This is a genomic window from Streptomyces sp. NPDC104096 (assembly GCF_055584385.1).
Window position 1 is genome coordinate 23,546 of the sequence record NZ_JBVJMD010000039.1, and the last position, 12,429, is coordinate 35,974.

The following is a 12,429-nucleotide window of genomic DNA, read 5'->3' on the forward strand; positions in this document are numbered from 1 at the left end:
GATGGGCCGGATCGGATGCCGAGGTGATGGTGTTCACCCGGGATCTCCCCGGGCGCACGGCGCGGCCGCCGGGCCATGTCCGACCGGGCCGAGCCGCCAGGTCACCCCGAGGCCGGGAGTGCCGGCCTCAGGGGGGAAGGAAAGCGGCAGTACCGAGAAGGGAAGGGCGCCGCACGGCCGGAGAACGGGTCCTGCGACGTCCACCCGTTGCGCGGCCCTGCGGCAACCGGTCAAGCGGCCGTCAGCGACGCGACGTAGGGCTCGAGCTTGGCCGGGTTCATCACCCACATGATCCGCTCGATGCCCTGCGAGGAGACGTCGAGGCACAGCAGAGCGACCTCGTCCCCACCGGATTCGACCAGCACGGCCGGTTGCCCGTTGGCCTCCACCCAGCGGACCTCCGCCTGCGGCCAGAAGCGGGGCGCGAAGGCCGCGAGGTAACGGGAGACGTGTGCGCGGCCGACGACCGGGATCTTGGACGCGCCGCGGATGCCGCCGCCGTCCGCGTAGCTGATGACGTCGGCCGTCAGGACGTCTTCCAGAACCGCCATGTCACCCGTTCGCGCCGCGGAGAGGAAGACCTCCAGCAGACGTCGGTGTGCGGTCGGGCTGACGCTCTCCCTGCGCTCGGCGGCAAGATGCCGCCGAGCACGGCTCACCAGCTGACGGCCGTTGGCGTCGCTGGTCTCCAGGATGTCGGCGATGCGCGCGTAGGGGTAGTCGAAAGCCTCGCGCAGCACATAGGCGGCACGCTCGACCGGGTTCAGCTTCTCCAGAAGCAGCAGAACCGCCATTTCCACGGCCTCGGCGCGCTCGGCACCCAGTTGGGGGTCCTGGCTGGTGTCCACGGGCTCGGGAAGCCAGGGCCCGACGTAGGACTCGCGGCGCACACGCGCGGACTGCGCGACATTGATCGCCAAGCGGGTGGCGACCGCGGTCAGGAACGCGGCGGGCTCGCGGACCGTCGTGCGATCGGTGTTCTGCCAGCGCAGCCAGGCCTCCTGCACGACGTCCTCGGCCTCCGTACTGCTGCCGAGTACGCGATAGGCGATGCCGAAGAGTTGGGGACGTACCGCGAGGAAATCCCGGGTCGCTCGGTCGTCGGTGTCGGATGGGGCACCAGCGCACATCGGAATCGTCCCTTCTGGCCTGTCCGTCAGCCATGCTACGCGCGTCCGGGCCGGTACGAGTGGACGGGTGGGCCCGTGTGAACCCGTACCGACACAACGTGGCACTCGTTGCACCCATCCCTCCTCACCTGCTGTTCTCCCGCGTCCCACTCACCTGAGCGCGCGTGCGCCGGGCCGCGGAGCCGCCCACGCGCCGGACTCGCCGTCGCGTCCCGGTGTCACAAACCGGCGCCCGCTCCGGTCCTGTCTGGTGACCCAACCAAGCGATCGGAGCAGTCGTGGTTGCCACCGAACAACGTCTTTCCACCATGGTGCTGGTGATCGGTACCGGCGGCTCGGGCCTGCGTGCCGCGATCGAACTGGCGGAAGCCGGTGTCGACGTCATTGCCGTGGGCAAGCGCCCCAAGGAGGACACCCACACCTCGCTCGCCGCCGGCGGGATCAACGCCGCGCTGGCCACGATGGATTCCGAGGACAGCTGGCAGCAGCACGCGGCCGACACCCTCAAGGAGAGCTACCTGCTCGGCGACCCCCGCACCGCGGAGATCGTCACCCGGGGCGCCGCACTCGGTATCGACGACCTGGAGCGCTATGGCATGGCTTTCGCCCGGGAAGAGGACGGCCGCATCTCGCAGCGTTTCTTCGGCGCGCACAAGTTCCGCCGCACCGCCTTCGCCGGCGACTACACCGGCCTGGAGATCCAGCGGACGCTCATCCGGCGCGCGGGCCGGCTGAACACACCCGTGCTCGACAACGTCTACATCACCCGCCTCCTGACCCATGACGGCGCCGTTTTCGGCGCCTATGGCTTCGACCTCGCCAACGGCACGCGGTACCTCATCCACGCCGACGCCGTCATCCTCGCCGCCGGCGGCCACACACGGATCTGGCGACGCACCTCTTCCCGCCGGGACGAGAACACGGGCGACTCCTTCCGGCTGGCCGTGGAGGCCGGAGCCCGGCTGCGCGACCCCGAGCTCGTCCAGTTCCACCCGTCGGGGATCATCGAGCCCGAGAACGCCGCGGGCACGCTCGTCAGCGAGGCCGCCCGCGGCGAAGGCGGCGTGCTGCGCAACGCCCTGGGCGAGAGGTACATGAGCCGCTACGACCCGGCGCGCATGGAACTCTCCACCCGGGACCGGGTCGCCCTGGCCTCCTACACGGAGATCAAGGAGGGCCGCGGCACGGCGAACGGCGGAGTGTGGCTGGACGTGTCGCACCTCCCCCGGCAGACGATCATGCAGCGGCTCCCCCGGGTGTATCAGACCCTGCTCGACCTTCAGATGCTGGACATCACCCGGGAACCGATCGAGGTCGCTCCCACGGCGCACTACTCGATGGGTGGGGTATGGGTTCGACCGGAGGACCACAGCACGGACGTACGCGGCCTGTACGCCATCGGGGAGGCAGCCAGCGGCCTGCACGGCGCCAACCGCCTGGGCGGCAACAGCCTCATCGAGCTGCTGGTCTACGGCCGCATCACAGGACAGGCAGCGGCCGCCTATTCCGAGTCGCTCACCGCGCAGCCGCGCTCGTCCTCCGCGGTCGCCGAGGCTCGAGCGGAGGTCGATGACCTGCTCGCCGCGGACGGACCCGAGAACGTGCGCGCGCTGCAGCGCGCCATCCGCAACATCATGACCGAATACGCCGGTGTCGTCCGCGACGAGGAGGGCCTGCGCACCGGGCTGGCGGCACTGGCGACGGTCGAGAAGCGGATGGACGACGTCGGAGTGCACCCCGACATCGCCGGATTCCAGGACCTCGCGCACGCCTTCGACCTGAAGTCCGCGGCGCTGGCGGCCAGAGCCACCCTGGAAGCGGCCCTGGAACGCCGGGAGACACGCGGGTGCCACAACCGCAGCGACCACCCGGACATGGACCCCGCGCTGCGCGTCAACCTCGTGTGGTCCCCCCGGACCGGAATCACGCGCGAAAGCATCTCCGAGATCCCGGACGAGATCGCCTCCCTGATGGAGGACGTGTCGACCGACGGAAAGCTCGTCGAATAACCCGTGCGCATGCCTGACCAGGCAGCGAACAGAGCAACCAAAGATACGGCCGTTGTACGTCACAAAAGACGCGTGGAACCGGCCTTCTCTGCTGATCCGCGAGGGCCTCGCCGCCAAGGACGACCCCTGTGAGGTCGTGACGGACGTGCACGCCCCCTACTTCGGTGCGGAGTTGCGGGAGGACACCCTGCCGCCCGGCCCGGGCGCCCACCTCGCGAAGACCCGTTTCACCGACTGGCTCGCGCAGCAGCAGTGATCGTCGAGTGTCGGCCCGCCTGCGGCTCTCACCCGTACCAGGGCCTGCCGTCCGCCTCGCGGAACGGCAGGCCCTTTCCCCATGGCGCAACAAGCGCACAGAAAGGGACACCATCCGCTGTGAACCGCGGCGGCCTCGTGTCACAAACCGCCAGGGTGCTCGGTCAATAGGTCGTAACCCCGTTCACCGTGTGAGGAGATCCCATCATGGACGCACGCATCGACTACTTCGGCAACGGCCTCGCGGGCAAGGTCATGAGACACCTGAACTCGGCCGCCAAGGTGATTGCTCCGGCCCTGCCGACCGCCACCCAGGAACTGGTGAAGATCCGTGCCAGCCAGATCAACGGCTGTGGCTTCTGCACCGACATGCACACCAAGGAGGCCGCAGCAGCCGGAGAGACGCAGCAGCGCCTGAACCTGGTGGCCACATGGCGCGAGGCCACCGTCTTCACCGATGCCGAGCGCGCCGCGCTGGAACTGACCGAGCAGGGCACGCGCATCGCGGACAGCCCGACCGGTGTGACGGACGAGGCATGGGCCGGCGCCGCCAAGTTCTACGACGCGGACGAACTGGCCGCACTGATCTCGCTGATCGCACTCATCAACGCCTACAACCGCATCAACGTCATCAACCGCCAGCCGGCCGGTGACTATCAGGTCGGCATGTTCGGCTGACGGTTCGCGTGCAGGCGCGCGGCGGAGCCTGTCGGTCTTCCGCTGTCCCGAGCCTGACGCCAGAGGACCGACACTCACCACCCGTCCGTGCCACAGCAGTCACCGACCGCGGCACGGACGGGTCATTTCCGGCGTAACCGCCTCGCCGTTCCTACCCACTTGGCGGCGAGGCCGGTCCGCAACCCGATGGGCCGACTTGACGGGTTCGTCCCCATGCCGGCTTTGGGTGCCCGGCGCGGACTGCGACGACGTCCTGTACCTGCGGCGCGTCGGTGACAGCGAGCGGCTCGAGGCCGGCTTCACGGACGGTGCGCGCATCGTCGTCATCGGCGGCGGCCGGACCGCCCAGGAGACAGCCGCGGCCGCCCGCGCAGCGGGGACGCAGGAGCCCGTCCGACCCCGATGTCCCTCTGCGAAGTCCGTGGCCTCGGGCCTTGCGCCATGAGTGTGCCCGGCGGACGCGTCACCTGCACGGTAAGTGAGGTGTCACACGATCGCCGCCTGTCCGGTCAGCTTGTCAGGAGCGCCGATGGGGAAGTCGAGGCACCTCGGACCCGAAAGATCGGACCACCCGAGGCCGGCTCAGCGGCGACCGAGCGATCGCGGTCTCGGTTTCCGGGCCTCTCCACACGAGGGAGGAATCGGGATGGATCGGGCTGGTGACGCGATACCGATTTCGGAACTGCTCGACGAGCGACGCCACCTTCTGGATATCGCCTGCTGGATGCTGGGCAAGGGCCACGGAGCCGAGAGCGTCGTCGCCGAGACCTACCGGCAGTGGTACACCCTTTCCGCATCGGACAGGGTGCGGATCGGCGATCCCCGGTCCTGGCTCGCAAAAACCGCAGGAGCCATCTGCCTGGCCCGCCTGGCGCTGCCCGGGCGCCGGAGCGCAGACCTGCCGGGGAAGGGCGGCCGGACCGCGCGGCTCGACGACTCCCTCGAGGAGGAGGTGGGCCAGGTCCTCCTCGACGCGCTGGAGGCCCTGTCGCCGGCCGAGCGGGCAGCCTTCGTCCTCAACGACGTGTTCGGTATGGCACCCGGAGCAGTCTCCGACGTCGTGGGACAGTCCGAACGGGAGTGCGCCGAACTCACCGAGCATGCCCGGCACAGCCTGCGCGCCCGAGGAGCCCGGACCACAACGACCCGCCAGCACGACCTCGTGGTCCGCGCGGTCGGTGAGGCGTGCGCCGACGAGGACAGCGGCCGGCTGGCGTCCCTGCTGGCGGCCGACGTCACCGCCTTCTTCGACGGCGGCGGGAAGGTGCGGACCCTGACCCGACCGGTCGACGGCCATCTGCAGGTCGTCCGCAGTCTGCTCACCCTGCTCGCCAAGCGCCCGCACACGACGGTGGTCCCCCACTCCGTCAACGGGCGGACAGGGCTCGTCGTGCGGTACGAGAACCATGTCGCGGCCGTGCTCAGCCTCGACATCGCCGGCCCCCACGTGGTCCACGTCTGGGTCGTCCTCAACCCCGACAAACTCCGCCTCTGGAACCGGACCGAACTCGCGCCCGGCACGCCGAGACCGCAGGACCACGCCTCCGATTAGCGCCGCACCAGGCAGTGTCCGCCCTGTCCGCTGTCGACCCGACGCCGAGCGCGGTGGTTCGTCTCGTGGCGCGAGCGAGGGCCTGGCTGCTTGCCGGCGAGCGGGAACGCCCGAAGCCGTTTCCGCTCGCCGGCGCGGGTGTTGCGGTTGCACGTCCTCGGAGCACCCGCCCGGTTCCTGGCAGCGGTTGCTCCGAGGAGGGCGGCGCTCCGGGGCGAGAACATGCAGAGGGCGGTGTGACGGAAGCACCGTCACACCGCCGCAGCCGACGAGCCCGCGGACTCGGTCAGCCCTGCCGCAGTCGCCGTTCGGCCACCTCGGCCAGGAGCGCGGCACCCACCGGCAGGGCGCCGTCGTCGAAGACCGCGTAGGGCGAGTGGTTGAACGGCGCGTCCGGGGGCGCGGCGAGCGGTCGCGCCCCGATGCCGAACTGGGCGCCCGGCACGAGGGCCGCGACCCGGGCGAAGTCCTCGGAGGCCATGTTCGCCGTGGGCATGCGGACGAACGCGCCTGGACCGTAGAGCGCTTCGGCCGCCTCCTGGCCCAGGCCGACGGCCTCCGGTGCGCAGACCATCGCCGGGTACTGGATGTCGGTGCGGACGTCGGCGCTCAGGCCGTGCGCCTCGGCGAGGCCGCGGCACAGGGTCTCGGCGCGCTGGAGAAAGGACGTCATGGCCTTCTCGGAGGTCGCGCGCACGGTGGCGCCGAAGGTGGCCTCGGCGGGGATCACGTTGGCCTTGGTGCCGGCGTGGAAGGTGCCGACGGTGATGACGACGGGGTCGAAGGCGTCGGCGGTGCGGGTGACGAGGGTCTGCAGGGCGGTGACCGCCTCGGCGGCCACCGGGATCGGGTCGGCCGCCTGGTGCGGGTTGGAGCCGTGGCCGCCGCGGCCGCGGACGGTGACGTGCAGTTCGGCGCTGCCCGCGGACAGCGTGCCGGCCCGGCCGGCGACGGTGCCCAGCGGAAGTCCGCTGGAGGCGACGTGCACGGAGTACGCGCCGACCGGGGTGCGGCCCGCGGCCTCCATCACGCCTTCCGCGATCATGAGTCCGGCGCCGTCGTACCCTTCCTCGCCCGGCTGGAACATGAAGATCACGTCGCCCGGCAGTTCGTCGCGGCGGCCGGCGAGCAGGCGCGCGGCGCCGACCAGCATCGCGGTGTGGTGGTCGTGGCCGCAGGCGTGCATGGCGCCCTCGATGCGGGAGGCGTAGGGGACGTCGGCCAGTTCCTGTACGGGCAGGGCGTCCATGTCGCCGCGCAGCAGGACCACCGGGCCGGGGCGGCCGCCGCGCAGGACGGCCACCACCGAGGTGAGTTCCTTGCCGGTGGTGATCTCCAGGGGCAGGCCGTCGAGCGCGGCGAGGACCTTGGCCCGGGTGCGGGGCAGGTCGAGCCCCAGCTCCGGTTCGCGGTGCAGGTCGTGGCGCAGCGCGACGAGGTCGGCGGCGATCGCTTCGGACTGTTCTCGGTACGTCGTCATGTTCTTGCGTGCTCCTCGGAGGCGGGACGGGGACGGGTCAGGCGGCGGCCGCGGGCTGCGGCTGCCCGGCGGGTCGGGTGGCCGGGCTCGACGAGCGGACCGTGCAGGCGCTGAGGGTGACCAGCAGGGCGACGCCCGCGCAGCACGCCCAGACGGTGCGGTACGCGCTCTCGGCCGGCACCTGGGTGCCGGGCGGGGTGAGGGCCGTCAGCACGGCGGCGAAGACGGCGCCCGCGACGCCGCCGCCGATCGTCTTGGTGGTGTTGTGGATGCCGGTGGCGATCCCGGTGCGGTCGGCGGGGCTGACGTCGAGGATCAGAGCGGGCATCGCGCTCAGGCACAGACCGGTGCCGAAGCCGATCAGGCAGTTGGCGGCGACGAACTGCCAGGGCCGGTCGTGGAGGGCCGTCAGCACCAGGTAGCCGGCGCACATCAGCACCCCGCCGACGGCCAGCAGCGTGCGTGAGCGCACCGTCTTGGCGAGCCGTCCGGACACACCCGCCGCGACGAGGGCGCACAGACCGCTGGGCAGCAGGATCCAGGCGATGCCCAGGGTGTCGTAGCCGAATCCGTAGCCCAGCAGCTCGGGCGGTCCGGCGACGAACAGCGAGGCGGCGGTCTGTGCGCCGAAGACGGCGACGCCGACCATGAAGGCGGCCGCGTACACCGGCAGCAGGTCCCGCCGGGCGGTCAGCCGCAGGTCCACGAGGGGCTCCGCGACGCGCAGTTCGACCCGGGTCCACACCGCGCAGGCGACCACGGCGATCGCGAACAGTCCCAGGGTGCGGGCGTCGGTCCAGCCCCAGTGGGGTCCCTGCCCGATGCCGAGCAGCAGGGTGGCGAGGCCCGCGGTGAGCAGGACGGCACCGGCCCAGTCGGCGCGGCCGGGCGCGCGGGTGACCGACTCGGGGATCAGGAGGAAGACCACTCCGACGCAGAGCAGCGCGGCGATCGCGGGCGCCCACAGGATGCCCCGGACGCCGGAGATCGCCTCGCTCAGGCCGCCGGCCACGAGCAGTCCGGCGCTCGCGCCGAACGTGAGGGCGCCGACCAGCAGCGCGACCGCGCCCCTGGCCCGCTCCGGGTCGAGCCGGTCCCGCACGAGACCGATCTCCAGGGGGAGCAGCGCCGCGAGAACGCCCTGGAGCACCCGCCCCACGAGCAGCACCGCGTACGAGGGTGCCCAGGCGACGAGGACCGATCCCGCCGCGAGCGTCACCACGGCGACGCGCAGCAGGCGGCGGTGTCCGTGCATGTCGCCGAGGCGCGCGAACAGCGGGACGCATACCGCGGAGGACAGCAACTGGGCGCTGCTCACCCAGCTGAGGTCGCCCGCGCCGACGTGGAGTTCGGCGCCGATGCGCGGCAGCAGGCCGGGCATCATGCCCTGCAGCAGTCCGCTGACGAGTTCGACGAGGACGAGGAAGCCGACGACGGCGAGGCTGCCGGGGACGGCCGGCGGGGCGGGCCTGGAGGGACCGGAACGGGACATCGCTGCTCCTGAGGCGGACGTAGGGTTCGCGTCGATGGCGGAACGCTAGGTCTGCACTGATCACCGCACGCGAAATGCCAGTAATCTCCATTGCCACTGATCAAATGCTGGATTAATGCAGGACGAGGAACTGGTGGACATGGCCCGCACGCCCCGGCAGCCGCTCGACGAGGTCGACCTCGCGCTGGTCCACGCCCTGCAGATCAACCCGCGCGCGCCGTGGACCGAAGTGGGCGCGGCCCTCGATGTCGACGCGGCGACCGTGGCCCGCCGCTGGCAGCGGCTGCGCGAGGGCGGTTACGCCTGGGTGACCGCCTACCTCTACGACCGCGGTGGCAGCGGCGCGCTGGTCGAGGTGGACTGCGCGCCCGGACAGGACGCCGCCGTCGCACGGGCACTGGCCCGGGAACCGATGGCGGCGACCATCGAACTGGCAGCGGGCGGGCGCGACCTGCTCGTCACCGCCCTGGCCGGCGACTTCGGCTCCTTGAGCTCGTTCATCCTGGACCGGATCGGCGTCCTGCCGGGCGTCACGGCGACCCGGGCCCACCTGGTGACCGGCGGCTTGTACGCCGAGGGCAGTTCGTGGAGGCTGCGCAGCCTGGCCCGCTCGCAGTCGCGATCGCTGGCCTCTTCCCGCCGCCCGCTCGCAGGCCGCGAGGAGACGGCGTCACAAGCCGCCCGCGAACTGACTCTGGCTCTGGCCGAGGACGGCAGGCTCCCGCTCACCGAACTCGCCACCCGGCTCGGCGTCAGCCTCAACACCGCCTCACGGCGGCTCAGCAGATCGCTGGGTTCAGGCGGGCTGGTGCTGCGCTGCGACCTCGCCCCGCCGCTGTCCGGCGCGCCGGTCTCGGTCACCTTCTTCGCCTCGGTGCCCTCCGAGCACCTGGACGCCACCGCCCACGAGGTGGCCCGCTTTCCCGAGATCCGGCTGTGCGTGGCGGTGGCGGGTCCGCAGAACCTGCTCGCGATCGCCTGGGTCGCTTCTCTCGCCGACGTCCAGCGGCTGGAGTTCCGCCTGGCCCGCGCCCTGCCTCAGCTGCGCGTCGCCGACCGCTCGATCGCGCTGCGGATCACCAAGCACATGGGCCGCGTCCTCGATGCGGACGGCCGGGCACGGGACTTCGTACCGGTCGACATGTGGAGTGCGGCCGGTACGCCCGAGAGCGACGCCCACGCAGGCGACGACATGGTGTGAACGACACTCGTCGGCGTTGGCGTCGTCCCGCAGCGCCTCCTGCGCCACGCGGGCCGACCGGGCCGTTCCGGTCGAACCGCAGCCCTTGCGGCACCTTCCGCCTGGACACGGGCAGGCGTCTCGCCCTCGGGCTCACCCCCGCAGTGCCCCGCCCCCGATCGGCTGAATCCCTCGCGGCTGCCTTCCGCTGAAGGATTCGCGGCCCGACGCCATGCCAGGTGACGGTCAGGACGGGGCTGGACCGTCATCGGTCGTCACGCGCTGACGCCGGTAGTGGCGAGCTGCTCGGGCACGGTTGCCGCACGACGGCTTGCACCACTCCTGCCGTCCATGGCGTTTGACGAAGTAGCGCACGCAGCGGGGTGCGGTGCAGGCGCGCAACTGCTCGCGCTGCGGGCCGCTCAGGAAGTCGATGGCGGCACGGGCCAGGGCCGCCACGAGGCGTACCCTCGCGTCGCTTTCCGCCGACAGCAGCCGGACCGTGGGGGCGTCTTCCGGCGGCCAGTCCAGGTACGGGACGACCGGTTCACGGGCGGCAACCGTGTTGAGGCGGGCCAATGCCTGGTCCGCCGACATCAGCCGCCGGGCATCCGCCGAGCTGGGGGGAGCGGGACTGACCGCCCGGGCGAACAGTGCCCGCACCGCCTGTCGCAGCTCGACGATCTCGGTTCTGAGGCTCTCGTCCGCCGTGAGACCTCCAGCAGGAAGACAGTCGGCCAACAGGTCGGTCCGGGCCTGGATCCAGCGCGTCGTGCCGTGAACGGTGGCGAGGTCGTCGGCGACGCCGCCGTCTCCGTCGTGACGGATCGTGCTCGCCAGTTCCAGCGCCGGCCAGTGCTCCACCCGTGTCTCCTTCCCTGCCTGGTCGTCAACCACTTGATCACATTCCCGCGCACACCCTAGAGTCTCTAACGGTAAAACGAGAATTACCGTTAGACGCCGAGGTGGGGTGACGCACCACGCCTCACTGCGAACCGGCGGCCGGAGCCGCCATCACGGGAGGGGACAGAACAATGACCGTGCTGCTTGCCCAGATCAGCGACCTGCACCTGGACGGCGGTGAGAGGGCCACCCGGCGCGCGAGCCGCGTCATGGACCACCTGCGGGCCCTGCCTCGTCCGGTCGACGCGGTCCTGGTCACCGGGGACATCGCCGATCACGGCGAGGAAGCCGAGTACGAGGAAGCGGCCCGCATCCTGGCGGCCCCGTTCCCGGTACTCGCCTGCCCCGGCAACCACGACGCCCGTCCGGCCTACCGCAAGGCCCTGCTCGGCGAGACACCCGGCCACGGGCCCGTCAACCGGATCCACCACATCGCCGGAACCGCCATCCTGATGTGCGACTCCACCATCCCGGGCCGCGACGAAGGGCGCCTCGACGCCGAGACCCTCGAGTGGATCGACACCCAGCTCACCGCACTGCCACGCGACACCCCGGCACTGGTCGCCTTCCACCAGCCGCCGGTCGAGCTCCACCACCCACTGCCCGACTCCGGCATGCTCGAACAGCCCGGGGATCTGGCCGAACTGCTGGACGCCCACCCGCAGGTCGTGGCCGTCCTGACCGGACACGCTCACACCGCGGCCGCCTCGACCTTCGCCGGCCGCCCGCTGATCGTCGGCCCCGCCGTCACCTGGACCCTGCGCATGCCCTGGGAAGGCGACCGGGCAGCGGACCGCGACCAGCCGCCCGGCCTGGCCTTCCACCTCCTGGGCGACGACCGGCGCCTGACCACCCACTACCGCGTCGTGCTCTGACCCCGACCGCCGGAGCGGGAGAAGCCATGATCAACCCCTACACCGTCCTCGGGTTCCTGGCGGCACTCCTTCCCCTGATCGCCACCCCCGGAGCCAGCCTGGCCCTTCTGGTTCGGCATGTAACCGACAAGGGGCGCGGTCAGGCCCTTCCCGTCATCCTCGGCACGGTCACGGGCCTGTACGTCCACGCCACCCTCGCCATGGCCGGCCTGTCGGCCCTGGTCATGCACTCCAGCCAGGCCTTCACCGCCGTCAAGCTCATCGGCGCCGCCTACCTCATCGGCCTGGGCCTGTGGACATGGCGCTCCACCACACGAACGGCGCGCCCACCCGCCCGCCGGCGTCTGCCGTTGCAGTCGGACTCCGTCTACACCCAGGCCCTGCTCGGCAACGTCCTCAACCCGAAGGCGGCCTCCATCTACCTGACCCTGGTACCGCAGTTCATCGCAGCCGACCGCTCGCTCGATGCCCAGATCCTCACACTGGCCAGCGCCCACGCGCTGCTGATGACACTCTGGCTCCTCGCCTGGACCGCCCTTGTCCGGCGGGCCTCACAGGCTTTGCGCAAACCCCGTTTCAAGCACACGGCCACCAAGATCACAGCCGGGGTGTTCCTCGCCCTCGGGATCCGAACCGCCGCAACGTAGACCGGCAGCCGCTGCCCGGGTGCCGACGGACGAAGACACCCTCAAGTGATCACGAACCCGCAGATGGGCAGTGTCGGCAACTCGCGTCGGAAATCAACGGTGCCGAACGCCCCGGACGATAGATTCCGGCACAGGCGCATCGGCTACGCGCGAGTCCCGACCGCCGACCAGAACCCCGATCCCCGAGATCGACGCCCTGCTGCGCGCAGGCGTCGACCGCGATCGCAA

At 71.2% G+C, this 12,429-nt stretch carries 12 protein-coding genes; 8 read left to right on the top strand and 4 right to left on the bottom strand.

Features of this window, described 5'->3' with window-relative positions; genetic code table 11:
- Positions 1-230 precede the first annotated feature (230 nt).
- The gene (locus ACZ60B_RS30215) at positions 231-1,130 is read right to left on the bottom strand and encodes an RNA polymerase sigma-70 factor (RefSeq protein WP_469392457.1); all 900 of its coding nucleotides are present in this window, start codon (positions 1,128-1,130) and stop codon (positions 231-233) included.
- A 308-nt stretch (positions 1,131-1,438) separates the two neighbouring features.
- On the opposite strand from ACZ60B_RS30215, the gene ACZ60B_RS30220 reads away from it, so the two are divergent.
- From ACZ60B_RS30220 to ACZ60B_RS30240, 5 genes are all read left to right on the top strand, one after another.
- The gene (locus ACZ60B_RS30220; RefSeq protein WP_469392582.1) at positions 1,439-3,139 is read left to right on the top strand and encodes an L-aspartate oxidase; all 1,701 of its coding nucleotides are present in this window, start codon (positions 1,439-1,441) and stop codon (positions 3,137-3,139) included.
- A 52-nt stretch (positions 3,140-3,191) separates the two neighbouring features.
- The gene (locus tag ACZ60B_RS30225) at positions 3,192-3,395 is read left to right on the top strand and encodes a hypothetical protein (RefSeq protein ID WP_469392459.1); all 204 of its coding nucleotides are present in this window, start codon (positions 3,192-3,194) and stop codon (positions 3,393-3,395) included.
- Positions 3,396-3,601: 206 nt separating this feature from the next.
- Positions 3,602-4,072: a carboxymuconolactone decarboxylase family protein gene (locus ACZ60B_RS30230; RefSeq protein ID WP_469392461.1), complete on the top strand. Its 471-nt coding sequence runs from the start codon at positions 3,602-3,604 to the stop codon at positions 4,070-4,072.
- Positions 4,044-4,517 carry an FAD-dependent oxidoreductase gene (locus ACZ60B_RS30235; protein WP_469392464.1) on the top strand — a complete coding sequence of 158 codons (474 nt, stop codon included), beginning with the start codon at positions 4,044-4,046 and terminating at the stop codon, positions 4,515-4,517. Before ACZ60B_RS30230 ends, ACZ60B_RS30235 begins: the two co-directional genes overlap by 29 nt.
- A 201-nt stretch (positions 4,518-4,718) precedes the next feature.
- On the top strand, positions 4,719-5,624 hold the full coding sequence (locus tag ACZ60B_RS30240) for a sigma-70 family RNA polymerase sigma factor family protein (RefSeq protein WP_469392466.1): 906 nt from the start codon (positions 4,719-4,721) through the stop codon (positions 5,622-5,624).
- A 286-nt stretch (positions 5,625-5,910) separates the two neighbouring features.
- Here the strand turns inward: ACZ60B_RS30240 and ACZ60B_RS30245 are convergent, their stop codons facing one another.
- Positions 5,911-7,104 carry a M20 metallopeptidase family protein gene (locus ACZ60B_RS30245; protein WP_469392468.1) on the bottom strand — a complete coding sequence of 398 codons (1,194 nt, stop codon included), beginning with the start codon at positions 7,102-7,104 and terminating at the stop codon, positions 5,911-5,913.
- A 37-nt stretch (positions 7,105-7,141) separates the two neighbouring features.
- Positions 7,142-8,596, bottom strand: coding sequence for an MFS transporter (locus tag ACZ60B_RS30250; RefSeq protein WP_469392470.1), 1,455 nt, complete (start codon positions 8,594-8,596; stop codon positions 7,142-7,144).
- A gap of 115 nt (positions 8,597-8,711) precedes the next feature.
- On the opposite strand from ACZ60B_RS30250, the gene ACZ60B_RS30255 reads away from it, so the two are divergent.
- Positions 8,712-9,797: an Lrp/AsnC family transcriptional regulator gene (locus tag ACZ60B_RS30255; protein ID WP_469392472.1), complete on the top strand. Its 1,086-nt coding sequence runs from the start codon at positions 8,712-8,714 to the stop codon at positions 9,795-9,797.
- Between the two features lie 225 nt (positions 9,798-10,022).
- Here the strand turns inward: ACZ60B_RS30255 and ACZ60B_RS30260 are convergent, their stop codons facing one another.
- Positions 10,023-10,640, bottom strand: a complete 618-nt coding sequence (locus tag ACZ60B_RS30260; RefSeq protein WP_469392474.1) for a CGNR zinc finger domain-containing protein — start codon at positions 10,638-10,640, stop codon at positions 10,023-10,025.
- Positions 10,641-10,810: 170 nt separating this feature from the next.
- Here ACZ60B_RS30260 and ACZ60B_RS30265 point away from each other — a divergent pair, with 170 nt between their 5' ends.
- Together ACZ60B_RS30265 and ACZ60B_RS30270 are read left to right on the top strand one after the other, a co-directional pair.
- Positions 10,811-11,554 (top strand): metallophosphoesterase, encoded by a 744-nt coding sequence (locus tag ACZ60B_RS30265; RefSeq protein WP_469392476.1) that lies wholly within the window; start codon positions 10,811-10,813, stop codon positions 11,552-11,554.
- 26 nt (positions 11,555-11,580) lie between these two features.
- The gene (locus tag ACZ60B_RS30270) at positions 11,581-12,201 is read left to right on the top strand and encodes a LysE family translocator (RefSeq protein ID WP_469392478.1); all 621 of its coding nucleotides are present in this window, start codon (positions 11,581-11,583) and stop codon (positions 12,199-12,201) included.
- Positions 12,202-12,429: the final 228 nt, after the last annotated feature.